This is a genomic window from Alteromonas sp. BL110 (genome assembly GCF_003443615.1).
Classification (GTDB): Bacteria; Pseudomonadota; Gammaproteobacteria; order Enterobacterales; family Alteromonadaceae; genus Alteromonas.
On record NZ_CP031967.1, the window covers coordinates 1669657 to 1686998 of the forward strand.

Genomic DNA, 17342 nt, shown 5'->3' on the forward strand with positions numbered 1-17342 from the left:
CATTCTCCAAGTGTGGGTATATAAAACCCGCTAGTGTAATGAAAGCGCGTGAAAGGGTACACACCCATGCGCTGTATTTAATGGGTTTGTCGACTAAGTTTGTAAATTATTCAGCACACCCAACGAAAAACGCCTGAATCACGCTAATTGGTTTTAAGTACTAGGCAAAATCTTTCCAAAATCCGTTTTCTACTTTGTCTCTTAATGTGTCCCAGAGGTTTACTTCAGGTATAGGGCGGCTGATAAGATACCCTTGTCCCTGGTGGCAGTCGAAATGACAAAGCAACTCGTATTGCTCATTGGTTTCAATGCCTTCAGCTACCACCTGCATGCCCATATTACGCACCATTGATATGGTGGAATGCACAATATTTCTGTCATCTGCACTGCTGCCAATGTTGGCAACAAAAGAGCGATCTATTTTTATGTAGTCGGCTGGCAGTGATTTTAAGTAGCTTAAGGATGAATAGCCTGTCCCAAAGTCATCAATCGCTAACATGCACCCCATGTCACGTATGGTCTGCATTACTCCTGTTGCCCGTTTGATATCAGAGACCAATACGGTTTCAGTTAGCTCTAGGCAAACTTGGTCGGGAGCGATATTGTTTTTGATAATTTGGTGCTGCAAAAATTCAGGCAAGCTAGGGTCGAGGAACTGCCCCGCAGACAAGTTTATTGCCACCTTAATATCTGGGTAGCCGCTGTTTTTGAGCTCGTTAACTAAATGGGTGGAGCGCGTGATCACCCAATAATCAAGTTCAAGCATAAATGACGTGTTTTCAAGCAGAGGAATAAAATCGCCCGGCGATATATGCCCTTTTTTAGGATGATACCAGCGCAGTAGTGCTTCAAAGCCCATAAGCTTGCCGCTGTGCATGTCTATCTGTGGTTGCAAGGCAAGACTAAACTGATTGCCTCTTAGCGCCTCACGAGCCTCAGACTCCAATTCAACTTTTTGCATCACCTTGAGATTCATGGTGGCGTCATACACCCTGAACTCAGCACCTTTTTTTGCCTTGGCTTCGTACATTGCAATATCGGCATGGCGCAGCAGCTCTACCGGTGTAGCGCGGGAGTGATTAGTAATGGCAATACCAATGCTGATTGAAACATAAAAAGTAACGCCATCAACAATAATGGGCTCTTGGAACTCGTCGATAATTTTTTGCGCGACCGTATCGACATGTTTTTTGCTCTCTATATTGGACAGCAAAATAACAAACTCATCGCCCCCAAACCGTGACGCAATATCAGATTCCCGAATAGGTCTTGAGATTCTCATTGCAGCAGCTTTAAGCAACTTGTCGCCAACATCGTGCCCATGACTATCATTAACTTTTTTAAAGTCATCTAAATCCATAAACATAAGCGCAACTAGCCTGTCATCGCGAATTGAACTGGCCAGTTGTTTTTCGATTTGAAAGGTCAACATGTTGCGGTTAGGCAGCCCTGTCAGCACGTCGAACATCGCCATTTTCTCTAGCTTAGCGGTGTTTATCGCCATTTGACCGTCAAAACTTTCTAACTGCCGCGCTAAATCGTTCGCCGCCTCTTCAACTACATCAAGTTCGTCGGTAAGCTTAAATACGGGTAACCTTCGACGCTTTGCCGCAACCGTATAAAACTCGCTAAATTTATGTTCTGCCAACATAGGCAGGCGTTCGCTTATGTCTAACAGCCTTGTGCGATATTGATTTAAGAAAAGGTATAGCAATGAAGAGAAAAGAAGAAATAAAGCGATGGCGCTTGAGATAACCACGTACTGATATTGCTCGTTTTGACGTATCATTGCTGACACATCTTGAACGATAAGCAAATAAGGGTGATCGCCAGCGGCATGGTCGAAAGGTAGAAGGCTAACTAAAAGCTGCTTACTGTCTAACTCTACATTGACCCCTTTTATCACAAGGTCGTCAACACGCCAGTTTTCAGGCAATGCCTTAATAAGCGAATTTAAAAATTGTTTATTAGCAGCGGAAACCTGACTCGATACCTTTAACGCAATTTTCTCAACCTGTGATTCATCTGCCTGAACAACCGCCACTTTATATACATCAGTGGCGCGACTGAACAGGTACAGTAACTCGCGCATGGAAGTAGACAAGATAATAACCGGCACATTATCACTCGATGCCATTATAGGTATGGAAATGTAGTGAGTACATACGCTTTCGCAGACCAGTAACGAACGGCTTTCAAATGTTGCCCGAGTAGAATCTACTAGCCGCTTGATAGTGCCGTTAACAGGGTAAGTGGGCTTTCCCACGACCCCGTTTTCGTCGAATAAGTAAAGGGTTTCTACCTGAAAATTGAGGGTTAGGTATTCGCTTAGGTCATCTAGCGTATTATGCAAATCACCAAGGTTATTAGAATACGTACCATTTTTACGGCTTAAGATATCAATAAGGGTGATCATACGGCTATGAAGTATATCTTCGAATAGCTGAACCCGACGCTGGTTGCTAATTTGGCTTTCCCGCTGCTGCATCACAACCTGTGCTTCAGACTCTTGAATTAGCACGGTGGATATAACGATAGTAACGGTTAAAACCATAGCCAGCAAAATAGCAATGGTTTTCGTGGTGAAAGATACCTGAACCTTCATCTTTTACCCTTAAAACCAATACATCAATTGTATTGACCACATTTCCCAATGCTTATCAGAGTGGGATGCCACATCACGGTTTAATAAACTGACTACACGCGTTGCCCCTTCAACCCAGTGATATTCGCCCTGTAATCGCCATTTCGGTGCAATGTCCCAGCGTAAACCCACCGTGTAAGTGTCTTGATACCCAAAGTAGGCAGGTATAAGGCCCCCTGTACTTTCCTCTAGGTCTTTGCCGTCACTGTCAGAGGTATCGTTAATATAGGTATCGTAGCCAATAAGACCGCTGATTTCGTTGTTAAATAAATACCTAAATTGAACGAAACCACCTTCACCAGTGCGCTTTTCGGTAAAGTCAGGTGCAAACAGCCCTTGGCTGTTTTGTTTATCGCGAATTATTTCTGCAGACACTTCCCAACGTTCAGCAAAGTATTGTGCAGACACCATAAATCGTTCTATATTCGCGCTGCCCGGCAAACCATCTTCATCTGACGAAGGCGTGTACCTGAAATCGGAATTAAGCCAGCCAGCGCCTATTTTCCATGTCATGGATGAGGGTTGTAAAAACACACTTGCTTGGTGCACAAAGTCTTGTTTGATTTTGCCTTTAACTTCGTTACCTAAGAGAAATTCGCGCTGAGAATCGTTAATATTCGAGCGTCCGTAGCTCCAATTAAGCTCCCAAGTATATTCCTTACCGTAATTAGAAAAACTGGTCAGTATGCCGTTACTGCCCAATGCAACATCGCGAAACCCGTCGTTATATACCGATTGAGGCAATATTGAGGTATATCGCGTTTGAGGGACATCTCTGGTCGATGAATAAAGCCAGTGGATGTTTTTAAAGCGCCCTGCGTGAATTTGCCCTCGCCACTTGCCAGGTAAATTAGGCAGTTTCCAGTCGACAAATAAATAATCGAGGCGGGCACCTTGCTCGAAGCGGTTCCCTCCTTCTAGATAGTTAACTTGGCCAGCAATAGATATATTTTCAGCAAGCTGATAATAACCGTTTAAACCGATTTCGGTGAGTTCACCCGTCACATTATTATCGTCAGTAATAAAACTACTTTCTTTCGACTGGGTTAGGCCCTGTGAAACATAGCCATGCCATGTAAAGTCTGATTGCGCGCTAACAAAAGACGAGCTGAATAGCCCAAGCGCTAAAGCGATGTATACTTTCATTCTAAATCTACCTCAACGCGTCTAAGCTTAACGATATCAGTTCGTTCAGCATAACCGATAGAACCTACCGTATTTTCCAATGCATCAACTAGCGCTTGATAAGAGGTTACTCTGATAGGGGTAATGCCCTGTCCAGAATAGGTAATTTGGTCCCAAAGACGAGACAGCTGATAAGGAAACATTTGGAGAATATCGCGGCAAAATTGACGGTGTAACTCATTGCTGTCTTGCAGTACAAAAACGGTAATTTTAGTGCCATTTTCCCAATACTGGCGCTGCCCCGTGAAAATCTGTCGAAGTTCTGAGCGACTAAGTTCTTCAACCATTACACTTTCGTTCACCATGACATTAAGTTCCGATGCATTTGCTTTAGGCACACACAAAAATAGCACCGCTAGCGTTAGCAGTACTTTTTTAGATTCAGCAAAAGTATGAATCGCGGACAGCCATCGCAAAGCGGGCTTTTTCATTCAGTAATGACTCCCTGTTAAAAAGAAGTACACAGCACAACGCTAAGTGTAGATAATAGTTGGTAGTTTTACCTTAAGATAAAAAAATTAAGCGAGGAACGGCGCAACTTTCTGCTTAACCATGTCCACGGTAATTTTTTCCATTAACTGACTCCCTTTGGCTCGCGTTCCCCACGGTAAGGCGCTCCAGGGTTTCCCTTTTTGCTCTTCTATGCATTCATCATATACCGATACCAACCTATCAAGGTTGTTATAAGGTCCTGTTCTACGTGGATTAGAATGAGCGTATAGCCCAATAACAGGCGTGCTCACGGTAGTTGCCATATGGGCAGGCCCAGTATCTGGTGCAATAACTAGGTGGGCATGCTTTAGTAACATAAGCAGCTGATGCAATGTTGTTTGCCCAGTAAAGTCTTTAAGCGGATATTTCACACGCGCTTTAATTGCATCGGCAGTTTTGCGGTCTAACTCTCCTGGACCGCCGCATAATATCACGGTGACTCCAGCCTCTTGGATATAGTCAGCAATACTAGCGTATCGTTGCGGCAACCAATTTCTTTCTGCCTTACTTGCCGCTGGTGAGATAACGACATATTTACCCAACGTTTTTGCTTGTTCTTCTCCCCACTTCGCATCTTCTGATGCAACAGGAATATCCCAAGAGACAGGTTTTGACTCGGGTACGCCCAATGCATCGGCAAAATCCATAAAACCTTTAAGCACATGAGCGTGTTCTGTAGCAGCCACCCGTTTATTAGCAAACAACCAGTGCAATTCTTTACTTCGCGCCCAGTCAAAACCTATGCGCTGTTTTGCTTTAATCACTCGCGAAGCGAAGTTCGCCCGTAGCGCCACCTGCATCATTAATAAAGCATCAAAGGTTTCACCCGCCACTTGTGCTTTGAGCGACTCTACTGCAGCTTTTCCTTTTGATTTATCAAAAATAATGAACCTTACGTTTGGCATCAGCTTCACGAGCTGATACTCCACTTTCCCTATTACCCACGTAATTTCAGCATCGCTCCACTGTGATTGAATTCGAGTAACCATAGCGACGGCATGACATACATCCCCAATGGCCGATAAGCGCATTAAACAAATCTTTTTTCCCACAGAAGCTCTCTCGTTGCTGAAAAACCAAAATAAATCATTAGAATGTGAAATTTACCATAAGTTGTGGGCAACATGACGACAATGCGACGAGACATAGGTGCTGGGCACCACTTTATATTCGACAATACCTTGGTCAGTCAGCCTAATACAGAAATGTTCAGCCCTGAATTTTGGCAGCTACAAAACAAGATAACAGGTCAAGCCAAAGGACGTGGTACAACCATCTTCATTGAGCATGAAGGTCAACAATGGGTTTTACGCCACTTTATGCGCGGCGGCCTAGTGGGGAAAGTACTTAGCGACCAGTACTTTTTTAATGGTATTGAACACTCTAGACCTTTCGAAGAATTTACACTGCTCGAATACATGCGAGCTGAGGGCCTTTTGGTACCAACGCCTGTTGCTGCACGTATTCATCGCAGAGGCTTGATTTATCGGGGCGATATCATCACCCTGAACATTCCTAACAGCCAAGATCTGCACCAGGTTTTGTGCCAGCAACCATTATCAAAAGGCGAATGGTATGAGGTAGGGCGAGCGCTAGCTCGAATGCACAATTGCCAGGTGTATCATCACGATGCGAATATTCGAAACATTATGATTGATAGCGATAAGCAAATTTGGCTTATCGACTTTGATCGATGCTCGAAGCGTCAAGGGGATAGCTGGAAGCAAAGTAACTTAGATCGCCTATTGCGTTCTTTGCATAAAGAGCGAGCCAAAAACCCGGTATTTCACTGGAAAGAAGACGACTGGACTGCATGCTTAGATGGCTATAAGGAATTGGTAAAGCGTTAAAAACCGCGAATAATAAACATAATTGCAGCAGTACTTAGCATTACTCATTAATGTGGTACAGTAGCCCCGTTGAACCTATAAACCCTATACGACAATAAGATTCAATTTTATGCACACTAGAGCACTTTATCCAGGTACTTTCGACCCAATTACTAACGGTCATGCAGACCTTATTGAACGCGCATCTCAGCTCTTCTCTCACGTTATTGTGGCTATCGCTTCTAATCCAAGCAAAAAGCCGCTATTTACGTTAGAAGAACGGGTAGAAATGATAAAGAAAGTTACCGCCGATCTACCTAATGTTGAGGTAGTAGGGTTTACGGGTTTACTCGCGGACTTTGCGGATGAGCAAAACGCGACGATTTTGATTCGTGGTTTACGTGCGGTGTCTGATTTCGAATACGAATTCCAACTGGCCAATATGAATAGACGTCTTAATCCAAAACTTGAAAGTGTATTTTTAACCCCAGCGGAAGAAAATTCGTTTATATCATCTACGTTAGTAAAAGAAGTAGCGCTGCACCGGGGTGCAGTAAATGGTTTTTGTCACCCCGTAGTAGAGCAAGCGTTAAGAGACAGGCTAGGTAAAAAAAGCTAAATAAACCGGCTTTTCCAGTGTTGAGTAGCTACTAGCTATGACTCTTTTTTAGCTATATTTAGCGTTGGCAGCGAGTACAGAAAAATGTATTGCGCTGCCCTATCACCTTGCTTTCAATTACTTTGCCGCACACTTCGCAAGGCTCGCCTTTTCTTCCATAAACGTTTAAATGCTGAGCAAAGTAGCCTGGCTTACCGTCGGTTTGTGCAAAGTCTTTTAGCGTAGTACCGCCCTGCTCGATGGCTTTAGCAAGTACTTGTTTTATTGTTGCAGTAAGTGACTTATAGCGAGCGGCACTGATATTACCCGCGGCTCTTCTCGGGTCGATGCCCGCTAGAAACAAGGCTTCGTTTGCATAGATATTGCCTACACCGACAACGATAGCGTTATCCATGATGTAGTTCTTTACCGGGCCTTTGCGGTTGCGCGATAGACTGAATAAACGTTTATCGTCAAAGTCGTCTGTAAGAGGCTCTGGGCCCAAGTTGTCGAACATTGATTGTTGCGTATTGGGCGCCTGAAATAAAACCGCCCCAAAGCGTCTAGGGTCGTTTAAGCGCAAACACTTACCAGTATTTAAAACAATGTCCACGTGGTCGTGTTTCACAACGGGTGTAGTTGCGTCAATAACCCGCAGTTTGCCTGACATACCTAGATGTAAAACCAGTGTACCTGTGACAGTTTCAATTAGTAGATATTTCGCTCTACGCTTTACCGCTATTACCTTTTGCCCTTCTACCAGCGAGACTTCCTCTGGTATGGGCCAGCGCATTCTACGTTCTCTTACCACCACCTGAGTAATGGTATTGTCGATTAGATGAGGTGATACGCCCAAACGGCTTACTTCAACTTCTGGTAATTCAGGCATTTATCGTGTCCAAGGTAATAATTTATCAAGGTCGGTATTGGTTAATGTGTACCAGTTATTTTCGAATTTGATCACTACAGGTGATGTATTAGGATAAATAGCGTAAACCTTGCCGTCGCTATTTCCCGCCAGCCACACCACTACAATAAACGGCTGTGTATTCAAGACCGATTCAGGTACCTCAGTTGCTGGATTCAACATAGCCCGTTGCCAATGTGAAAACTGCTCATCAGGTTTTACTGCGAGGCTGGTGTTAAGACCTTTTTGACGCCATTGTTGCCCTACACGTTCCAGGCTATTGTTATCATGCTCTATCTTTAGGACGTAAGCATCTTCGGGCAATAAGCTGCGCGTTTGTACAGGGTTTTTCTTTGGTACCAAACTATCTAAATTGAATAGTGCAATCATAATGAGCATTGCAATGATAACGACGTTGTTCATTGCCCGCTGAGAAATTCTTGCCACGCGTTGTTCCTGTAAAATGGTCGACTATAAATACCGGAATATAGTAATACCTCGCTCTCTTATAAGCTAACTCAATATTTTTAGATGGCTTTGAAAATGTATGGGCATTTGTTTACATAAACCATGGGCCACTTAGCGTTTGGTGCTGAGCTTTATGTGTCTTGATATTTTAGAAGCAAACTTTTTTCGGGCTGATGGTAACGTTTGGTCTGAAATAGACAAGGACATTATTGGCCCATTAATTATCAGGGATCATTTGTACGCTACGTTGCGATCTGGCAGAGATCTGGGAGGTATACGAACAATTGCTAAAGGTAAAAAAGCAAAAAACCCAGCAAAGGCTGGGTTTTCGTGGAGACAAAAGCAAGCTAATTACTTGATTTTGGCCTCTTTGAACATAACGTGCTTACGCACAACGGGATCATACTTTTTGATCTCCATTTTGCCAGGCATGTTACGCTTGTTTTTATCAGTGGTGTAGAAGAAACCTGTACCTGCTGAAGAAACTAGTTTAATTTTATCACGCATTGTCGGCTTCCTTAGATTTTCTCACCACGGGCACGGATGTCAGTTAGTACTGAATCAATACCTTTCTTATCGATGATACGCATGCCTTTAGCAGACAAACGTAGTTTTACAAAACGGCTTTCGCTCTCAACCCAAAAACGGTGTGTTTGAAGGTTTGGTAAAAAGCGACGACGAGTCGCATTTCGTGCGTGTGAACGGTTATTACCAACCGTTGGACGCTTACCTGTTACTTGGCATACTCTTGACATTGTATTTGTCTCCAGAACAACGATAACTGTCGCGTCAGTTAATCCCAAGCGCTCAAACAGTGGTTGGGTCAAATGACGTATTACTATAAATTAGAGGGCGCATTTTATACAGCAAAGGCAGGATCATTTCAATAAGAAAGTACAAAAAGGTTACTTTTACGTACTATTTTTGCACAAAATACCACCAGCACTCATTTTTCACGGCCTGTATTGTACTTTTCTCTTCGCAGTTAAGCTACGAATAAATACTCAATCTACGCTTTAATTTCATAGCTAAATTGAAATACCTACGGGCAAAAAAAACGCCACATTCACGTGGCGCTTTTCTATTTAGTCAAAAAAAGGCGACCTAACTTCAGTTAAATCTATCAACCTTGAAGGTCGGCGTAACATTTGCCCACCGTCACGAGAGATTGGTACCCAAGGGAATAATCCTCGCCCTTTCGACGGCTCTAACAAGAACAAATCGGTAGGAATGGAAATATAGAAGCCCTTAGTAAAACTGCCCTCTCCATATTCTTCTGACGATACATCAGTGAAGGCAGCGTAAGCACCTACTATAATGCCGCTATCAAAGCGTTTGGCGTAATCAATATTTACACCTTTATCTTTCGCTAAGAATTGACCTGCACTAACCGTAATTTGCGTATCATCTAGGAATTCAGGCTGCCAATAGACACTTGCATGGCCGGTTATCGTGTCGTAATCCTCTAAGCCTGTTTGGCTGTAAGGATCACGCTGCTTAACGTAGTTAATATCGATGCCGTAGGCGACATTACTATCGACAGGGCGATAAAGAATTTCACCACCTACACCAGCAAACATGGTTTCAAGATAACCTGCGTATGCTTGAGCATAAAGGTCGTCGGCAATATCGTCTTTGTAATGTAAAAACGCGGTATCTAACCATACATCATTTTCAGACACATATTCACGTACCCGGGTACGCACGCGAGGTAAAGACACGTCTTCACCATCCACGAGGTAATTAAACTTATCGAAGTTATCAAGAAGCGTCACTCGTGCACTACTCACCACCGAGAAGTTTTCATTAAACGCATAGCCACCGTTCAGTAATAGCCCAGTTTGATAAAGGTAGAAGTCCTCTGGGTTACCAAACGATTGAGTGAAAAAGAAGTCGGTGCTATAGAAAAAGCCTGACGTATTTGCGGGGTCGTAAGCGTCCATCACTTCTTCAGAAGGTGATGTTCTTGTGTAGGTCTCAGTTATATCAGCATCCACTGACTCATAGCGGGCGGCAGAGATAAAGGCTTCTGCATCTATTTGTGTATCGACCATAGGAATGCCGCCACGATTATCTACCATATGATAAGTTTTAACACTATCAGGAAGCTCAGAAGCCGCAACACGACCTACCCGCTCAATAGCTTCATCTTGATCGCGATACTTAACCTGCGTTCCGTAGAAAGTTGCGCTGTCTTCTTTAATTTCAGCATCGGATAAAACGAAACCGCCTGAATTATAAAGGTCATTGTAAAGACGCGATTTATTCACATCTTTAACATCGGACGGAGCATTTCTTCCCAATAAGTTTCGCGGCGCATCGTCAAACTTGATCTGTGATGCTGTATTCATGTTGAATCGATATGTCACGCCAAAACCAATAGTGTTTCCACGTTGGTAGTTTAGCGAGAAATCAAAGGCTTTATAGCGATATACCGCTCCCACATTCCAGCGAGAATCTTGCTCTAACTGACCGGCTCTGTCACGTGAGTAATCGTTTCCTTCAAACTCTAGCTTTAGCGTTAACGGTTCCCACGGCGTTTGGTACTCTACGCCACCAAAGAAAGCTGTAGTACCTTTAAAAAACTGATCGTAATCGACCTTACCGCCACGACCTGAGAATCCGTCTGGGCGTTCACAAAAGCTGTCTCTAACCTCACAAAACGGGTTAGTGATATCGTCAGCTGTACCTAAATATCCCCACCCCAATCCTAAGTGAAAATCGAATGGCCCCACAGATTTACTGGCGTTTATGTATTCGCTTTCAAAAAAGCCTGTGCCGCCGAAGTCTCTAAAACCAACGCTGATGTCAGGTAGGTAATAACTTTCTTTCCATAGCCTGAATTTAACGTCTAGCCCCTTATCTTTTAGGGTTTGGTCGCCACTGAATGATTCAACTTGGCTATATAGACGGGTACGTACATCGGTATAGCGAGCGGTTGCTTCCATCCAGTCATAAAGCTGAATATTCACTGACCAAAAACGATATTCACCGTTGTCGGTGTAGTTGATGGCCATTCCGCCTTCTTCTCGCATGCGCGCGGTTGGAGTTTGGATAAGTCCATTACCACCTTGTACCATCTGCGATGGCGTAACGCGAAGTTGAGTATCAGCCAATGCGGCAGAAGATAATGCGCTGCCAATTACCAGCGCGAGTGTTTTTTTCTTAGATATTTTTTTCTTAAATAATAATGGCGCACTCATTGAGGTAAAACCCTATGTACAGCTAACGCGGCAACCCGCTCATTTAATTGCTTAAGTTTATTGCTGAAAAGCTCTGAAGAAATAGGCACATAAACCTGGCTACCAGGCATAAGCTGAGCAAAATCTAAATTCCAGTATGCAATACCCTTCTCTTCTATATTGCCCGTTGGATCAATGACATAAACGACGCTTCTGTCGGCGTCTACCGCCTTTTCAACCGTATGAGCTGCTGTATATATTGAGGTATCACTTTGATGCTGATAAGCACCAGGCTTTATTACCGCACCCGAGAAATGCACTACGTTAGGTCGCCCGTTCAGACGGATCCAATATTTACCCGGCTGGAACATAGGATTCTCTTCGAAGAACAACCGAGCTCGGTTGTAAGAAATAGGCATATCGATGCGCGTAGACACTGTCCATGATGACACTTGTTCAAACAGATTTTGTAGCGCTTTGTGAGTGTCTGAGTCTTTATCAAAGCTAGCTAGCAGTTCTCTTATTTGCGACAACGCAATCTCTTTTTCTCTTTCAGCTGTTGGATTGGTTAAATCAAATGCAGAAGCTGTAGGCCAATACCAATCACCATTGTCAGCCACTATGGACAACACACTTGATAACCTGATTGGTCGGTCAAACTGATAAGTTTGCTTGTTCACCATCACGCTTACAAGACCGTCATTGGCGTACAAGCTTGTAGATGTAATAAGACCTAAGGCAATAAAAAGCGTAGAAATAAACTTCATTATTGCGTTACTCCTTGTTTGTTCATCTCACGTACCACACGGCTTAAATAAACCATGTCGTATACGTCACCCTCAGGGCTGAACTGTTGCTTCGTGGCCATAAGCTCTTTCGTGTGTTTATGTAGGAAATAGGTATTTTCCCACGACAGTCCCACGTCTATAAAGGGGGTATATTCTGAAAAGTCTACGGTTTCTACGACTTTAATAAGAGGCACAGAAAAGCCTAGATATTCGCGAGTTTCCTCTCCCACAATTCGCCATGAAGAGTCCACCGGAACACCGTAGCCAATTGCGTCGATATCCACTTTACGCTTCCAGCTAAAAGGCAATACATCATTGGTGGCTAACGGATTATGTTGCAAATTACCTGTATAAAAGAGGTCGTTATCTAAACCTTCAGTTTTAACAATTATGCCGTGGTGCATGGTGAAGATGACTCTATCACCCGAGACCCATTTATACTTATCACCATCAATGTAGGCTAATGCAAGAGAGGCTGTGTCTCGTTCCCCCGCTTTAATTTGCATAATATCCGCCTTACTCACCGCGATTTCTTCAACGGTGTAAGTTACTGTGCGGTCTTTTAAAGCAAGTTTAAGCGTATTGTAATAAGCGAGTGTGGTTGTAGAACAACCCGAAAGAGAAAGGCAAAGAAAGCCGATAAAGGCCGATAGAATATATAGTTTCATTAAAGTACGCCGACAAACACTAAGAATGAGAAAGTTTTGCTGTAAAAATAAAAAAAGCCGCTAAAAGAAGCGGCTTTTTCGAATACACTTAAATTTACTGTACGGTCGGCGCGTAAGTAAATGTAACAGGCACAGTAATTGTTTTAGTTACAGTGCTTGTACCAGAAGTAGTCACAGTAACAGTGTTAGTTGTACCAACACATACGTCGTCTACGATTTGGTCGTCGCCTTCGCAAGTAGGTTCACCTGGAGTAGTGCCACCATTTCCTGGCGCATCTGCAGAGTTGTTGTTTGCTACACCAGCAATGATACCTGCAGCAACAACACCAGTAGCGATCATGCCACCACTTACGCCACCAATACCTGAAGTTCCACCTTCGTTATCTTGTGCGTTAACACCAGCTACCATAGTAGCAGCTGCAAACAATGCAATAATTGACTTCTTCATAACAGTCCTTTAATAAAATTACCCACTAAGTCCTATGCTAAATCATTTTCAACCATTTGACTAGATTATAATCGACAAATGACTTAGAAATCTTATGTTAGCAAGCCACGCTGCGCAAATGAAATGGTTTCTTTGTCTCCCACTACAAAATGATCAAGCACGGGCACATCGATCGATGCCATGGCATTTTTGATCTCGGCTGTTAGCCGAATGTCTGCATGGCTCGGTTCTGCTACGCCTGAAGGGTGGTTATGGACCAAAATGATCGCCGCCGCGTTGTCGATCATAACTTGCTTGATCAATTCTCGCGGATACACTGCAGCGCTATTGATCGTTCCGTTGAACATGGTGCGAAAAGCGATAAGTTGGTGTTGGCTATCTAACATCAAAAGCGCAAATTTTTCCCTTTCGCAGTCTCTTAATTTGGCCTGCAAGTAACGCTTAGTGTCATCTACGTTGTTAAATACATCTTGCCGTTTAAGCTTTATTTCTAAATTACGTTTAAAAATTTCAAACCCAGCTTGGAACTGGGCGTACTTGCACGGCCCAATACCTGACACTTTTGAATAGCTTTCTTTCGTTGCGGTTACCACTCCTCGCAAACATCCGAGTTCGTTTAACAATTCATGCGCTACAGATAGGGCATTCTTTCCTTCAATACCCTTACCCAGCAACACTGCGATAAGCTCAGCATCACTCAAGCTTTCTGCGCCGTGCTGTAGTAGCTTTTCTCTTGGCCTCTCACTTATCGGCCATACTTTTATCGACATGTTCTTGGTCCGTTAACTCAATAAAACAGTGGTTATAGTTGAATTGAAAGAAATTAACGACTGTATAAAAGGCGGGTTTCTTTTGTTGAAATTGAACAGATAAAAGACAAACAGTATCTAAACGCCAAGATCGACTTTTGTTCAGCTATCCGATTTTTTGTCACCATGGTAGGCTAATATCAATATTTAGATTTAGTGTTCTTTTATGTCTATTGCTAATAAAAACATTTTGCTGGGTGTGACGGGTGGTATTGCCGCCTATAAAGCCCCAGATTTAGTGCGAAAGCTCACCGCATTAGGTGCAAACGTACGTGTTGTAGTCACCGACTCTGCTGCAGAGTTTGTGAGCACTTTATCGCTTCAAGCTGTGTCAGGAAACCCGGTGCATCAGCACCTTCTAGACCCAGCCGCAGAAGCCGCTATGGGACATATTGAATTAGCAAAATGGGCCGACATCCTACTTATTGCGCCAGCCACGGCAAATACAATCGCTAAACTTGCTCACGGTATGGCAGATGACTTACTAACCACGCTTTACTTGGCCACAACCGCTAAACTTTTTGTTGCACCCGCAATGAACCAGCAAATGTGGAAAGCATCGGCGACACAGCGCAACATTGTTGCACTTCAAGAAGACGGTGTAACCTTTATTGGCCCAGCAAGTGGTGAGCAAGCTTGTGGTGATGTAGGCTCAGGTCGCATGGTTGAACCTGTAGATATCGCCAATGTATTAAATAAAAATGAAACTGAGTCTTCAGTGTTGGATTTAGCATTAAAAGGTTTAGTGGGAAAGCAAATCACCATTACTGCAGGGCCAACCAGAGAGCCGTTAGATCCGGTACGCTATATCTCTAATCACAGTTCTGGAAAGATGGGGTTTGCCATTGCACAAGCTGCAGCACAAGCGGGCGCGAACGTAACGCTAGTTGCAGGGCCAGTAGCACTTTCAACGCCTACCCATTGTAACCGTATTGATGTTACCACCGCAGATGAAATGCTTAACGCTTGTGAAAAACTTGCCCCGTCCACTGATATCTTTATCAGTACCGCTGCAGTTGCCGACTACAAGGCCTGCTCAGTGGCGGACAATAAAATAAAGAAAACAGGGGATGAGTTAACACTTACTTTTGTTAAAAACCCTGATATTCTAGCAACTGTATCCAACAGACAAGACCGTCCATTTTGCGTAGGCTTTGCAGCTGAAAGCCAAAATGTAGAAGATTACGCCCGCGGCAAGCTTGCCAAAAAGAAGCTAGATATGATTGCGGCAAATGATATAACGGCTGAAGGTCTGGGGTTTAATAGCGATAAAAACGCGCTGCACGTAATATGGCAAGACGGCGATAAACGATTGCCTGCCACCAGCAAAGCTGCTTTAGCCGAGCAGCTGCTAACGCTCATTGCAGAACGTTTCGCTTTAAATAATAAAAACTAACAGATACTTATTAAGTGTCGATAATAAAAACGATAAATATAAACGCTTTGGCGTAAGCCAACTTAACACGGAGCCCGGGTTGCTATACTCGGTAGCGGAGGAACCACTTTCGTCATGCCTGCTGTCAAAAAAACAAATCGCAGAGCCCAAATTCTGCAAGCACTTGCTGGAATGTTAGAAACCAGCCCAGGTCAACGTATCACTACTGCTAAGTTAGCGGAAAAAGTCGGCGTGTCTGAAGCGGCACTGTATCGCCATTTCCCCAGTAAAGCGCGAATGTTTGAAGGGCTTATTGAGTTTATTGAAGAAACGCTTTTTACGCGTATCAACAAAATTGTGAACGAAGAAAAAGACTCACTCACGCGCTGTCAGCTTATTCTTCACCTTATTTTAGGCTTTGCCGAAAAGAACCCAGGTATTACACGTATTTTGAACGGCGATGCGTTAATGGGTGAGCAAGACCGGTTACGTGCGCGTATCGCCAAGCTTTTTGAACGTTTAGAAACCCAGCTTAAACAAGTGCTAAGAGAGCGCAAACTGCGTGAAGGGAAAACCCTTTCCGCCGATGAAGCGACCATCGCTAATATGATGATTTGCTATACAGATGGACGTATCAACGGCTTCATTCGCAGCGGCTTTACCCGCAAGCCCACCGAGCAGTTCAATGAACAGTGGGCCGCATTTAAACAGATGTTTGTGTAACGGATTAGATTTAGACTAAGCATCAGTTTTTCGCATATCACTGATGCTTTTTCTGCTTCATTTCCACACAGCTATTCGCAGTTAATTTTTCTCAATATAATCAACTATGCGTAGCGAGCTTTTACCATCCGTAGGGCCTACGTGATCTTCCGTATATGCCTCACGCTCTTCTTTATATAAATCTCTATTTTCTAATTGCTTTTCTATCGCGCCTCGTAGTTCTTTATAACTGTTTATATGAAGCCCGATATTTTGATAAATCACGTTATCTTTACCAAAGCGCTTCTTAAAGCGGTATTTGAAAATACCTCGATACGACCACTTCAACTTAAAGAAATTACATACAATCACAGGTTTAGATAACGCAACAAACTCAAAGAGTGTGCTCGATGCTTCACTGACTAAAATATCCGCTTCTTTCATAAAAGGAAGTAAAGATATGTCTGTTTCAGTTGCTACATAGGTGTTGCTAAACTCTTCCCACTTTTTCAGTTTTTTCCGCTGATTTTTGTAAGCTTCACGAGAGTAGGTAAAGGTATGTGGCTTGATAAGAATATTGAAATCAGGAAAGTGGCTTGGCCAATTATCAGGAAAACATTCAAGTGAGCTTGGGTTAAACGTGGGAGCGAACAATAGGGTCGGCTTATTCTCATCCAAACCCAATTCATTGTACTTTAAACCTGTTTCTGTATTGTTGAATAAGGGATCGAGCTTGGAAAAGCCAACCTGAACAAACTCGTCATTCGGGTATAGCTCTCTAATCTTAGCTAAACGTAGTTTACCCTCTATAAACCTAACCGTCATAGGCGTAGCTGATTTGTGATAGTAGCTAGGTTTAGGCCCAATACCATGACCGAGTTGTGCGGTTTTACTGGCTTTGTGAATATCATCTAAGTAAGGAAAGCCATTGCCAAAGAAAATCCAATCAGGGGACTCTTTCAAATAAAAGTCTCTGGCGGCTTTATCATCATCTACCCAGCAAAACTCATAGCCTAGCGACAATAAAACTTTTTCGAATTTCTGAACATTGTTTTTATTGCTATAGCAAACGAGTTTAACTTTATGACCGCGCTTAGCAAGTTCTTCACATATAGGAATAAATTGAGGTAAGTAATATACATTAACGGTGTCAAAAGCTATCTTCATAAATTTTCTTATAATTATTTATTGTAAGTATCAAAAAGAAATAAGCGACTGTGCGTAATACCTTATTTGTATTACAGTGT

The 17342-nt window shown here is 43.2% G+C and carries 18 protein-coding genes; 4 read left to right on the forward strand and 14 right to left on the reverse strand.

The features are described from left to right. Nucleotides 1–160: 160 nt before the first annotated feature. The 4 genes from D1814_RS07245 to D1814_RS07260 form a co-directional block, all read right to left on the reverse strand. Nucleotides 161–2605 (reverse strand): bifunctional diguanylate cyclase/phosphodiesterase, encoded by a 2445-nt coding sequence (locus D1814_RS07245; protein ID WP_118490918.1) that lies wholly within the window; start codon nt 2603–2605, stop codon nt 161–163. Nucleotides 2606–2614: 9 nt separating this feature from the next. Then, entirely contained in the window at nt 2615–3790 is a 1176-nt protein-coding gene (locus tag D1814_RS07250) for a hypothetical protein (protein ID WP_118490920.1), read from the reverse strand. Beyond that, the gene (locus D1814_RS07255) at nt 3787–4260 is read right to left on the reverse strand and encodes a hypothetical protein (protein ID WP_118490922.1); all 474 of its coding nucleotides are present in this window, start codon (nt 4258–4260) and stop codon (nt 3787–3789) included. Before D1814_RS07255 ends, D1814_RS07250 begins: the two co-directional genes overlap by 4 nt. 87 nt (nt 4261–4347) lie before the next feature. Further along, the gene (locus D1814_RS07260; RefSeq protein WP_118490924.1) at nt 4348–5352 is read right to left on the reverse strand and encodes a glycosyltransferase family 9 protein; all 1005 of its coding nucleotides are present in this window, start codon (nt 5350–5352) and stop codon (nt 4348–4350) included. A gap of 93 nt (nt 5353–5445) precedes the next feature. Here D1814_RS07260 and D1814_RS07265 point away from each other — a divergent pair, with 93 nt between their 5' ends. Next, entirely contained in the window at nt 5446–6171 is a 726-nt protein-coding gene (locus tag D1814_RS07265; RefSeq protein ID WP_232368997.1) for a 3-deoxy-D-manno-octulosonic acid kinase, read from the forward strand. A 109-nt stretch (nt 6172–6280) separates the two neighbouring features. After that, on the forward strand, nt 6281–6769 hold the full coding sequence (coaD, locus tag D1814_RS07270) for a pantetheine-phosphate adenylyltransferase (RefSeq protein WP_025257092.1): 489 nt from the start codon (nt 6281–6283) through the stop codon (nt 6767–6769). Between the two features lie 58 nt (nt 6770–6827). Here coaD and mutM read toward each other — a convergent pair whose 3' ends face one another. From mutM to radC, 9 genes are all read right to left on the reverse strand, one after another. Beyond that, nucleotides 6828–7637 carry a bifunctional DNA-formamidopyrimidine glycosylase/DNA-(apurinic or apyrimidinic site) lyase gene (mutM, locus tag D1814_RS07275; protein WP_118490928.1) on the reverse strand — a complete coding sequence of 270 codons (810 nt, stop codon included), beginning with the start codon at nt 7635–7637 and terminating at the stop codon, nt 6828–6830. Then, on the reverse strand, nt 7638–8102 hold the full coding sequence (locus D1814_RS07280) for a hypothetical protein (protein ID WP_118490930.1): 465 nt from the start codon (nt 8100–8102) through the stop codon (nt 7638–7640). A 372-nt stretch (nt 8103–8474) separates the two neighbouring features. After that, complete coding sequence (rpmG, locus tag D1814_RS07285) at nt 8475–8630, reverse strand: 50S ribosomal protein L33 (protein WP_012516577.1); 156 nt, start codon at nt 8628–8630, stop codon at nt 8475–8477. 11 nt (nt 8631–8641) lie between these two features. After that, on the reverse strand, nt 8642–8878 hold the full coding sequence (gene rpmB / locus D1814_RS07290) for a 50S ribosomal protein L28 (protein WP_012516576.1): 237 nt from the start codon (nt 8876–8878) through the stop codon (nt 8642–8644). A gap of 330 nt (nt 8879–9208) precedes the next feature. Next, on the reverse strand, nt 9209–11326 hold the full coding sequence (locus D1814_RS07295) for a YjbH domain-containing protein (protein WP_118490932.1): 2118 nt from the start codon (nt 11324–11326) through the stop codon (nt 9209–9211). Further along, a complete protein-coding gene (locus tag D1814_RS07300; protein ID WP_118490934.1) occupies nt 11323–12072 on the reverse strand; it encodes a capsule biosynthesis GfcC family protein in 750 nt (249 codons plus the stop codon). The genes D1814_RS07295 and D1814_RS07300 overlap by 4 nt, the downstream gene beginning before the upstream one ends. Continuing rightward, nucleotides 12072–12761 (reverse strand): YjbF family lipoprotein, encoded by a 690-nt coding sequence (locus D1814_RS07305; RefSeq protein WP_118490936.1) that lies wholly within the window; start codon nt 12759–12761, stop codon nt 12072–12074. Before D1814_RS07305 ends, D1814_RS07300 begins: the two co-directional genes overlap by 1 nt. A 94-nt stretch (nt 12762–12855) precedes the next feature. Continuing rightward, entirely contained in the window at nt 12856–13209 is a 354-nt protein-coding gene (locus D1814_RS07310) for a hypothetical protein (protein WP_118490938.1), read from the reverse strand. A gap of 92 nt (nt 13210–13301) precedes the next feature. Beyond that, complete coding sequence (gene radC / locus D1814_RS07315; protein ID WP_118490940.1) at nt 13302–13979, reverse strand: RadC family protein; 678 nt, start codon at nt 13977–13979, stop codon at nt 13302–13304. Between the two features lie 205 nt (nt 13980–14184). On the opposite strand from radC, the gene coaBC reads away from it, so the two are divergent. Together coaBC and slmA are read left to right on the forward strand one after the other, a co-directional pair. Then, complete coding sequence (gene coaBC / locus D1814_RS07320) at nt 14185–15414, forward strand: bifunctional phosphopantothenoylcysteine decarboxylase/phosphopantothenate--cysteine ligase CoaBC (RefSeq protein ID WP_118490943.1); 1230 nt, start codon at nt 14185–14187, stop codon at nt 15412–15414. A gap of 114 nt (nt 15415–15528) precedes the next feature. After that, on the forward strand, nt 15529–16116 hold the full coding sequence (gene slmA, locus D1814_RS07325; RefSeq protein WP_118490945.1) for a nucleoid occlusion factor SlmA: 588 nt from the start codon (nt 15529–15531) through the stop codon (nt 16114–16116). Between the two features lie 81 nt (nt 16117–16197). On the opposite strand, the gene D1814_RS07330 is transcribed toward slmA, so the two are convergent. Beyond that, the gene (locus D1814_RS07330) at nt 16198–17262 is read right to left on the reverse strand and encodes a CDP-glycerol glycerophosphotransferase family protein (protein ID WP_118490947.1); all 1065 of its coding nucleotides are present in this window, start codon (nt 17260–17262) and stop codon (nt 16198–16200) included. Between the last annotated feature and the right edge of the window lie 80 nt (nt 17263–17342).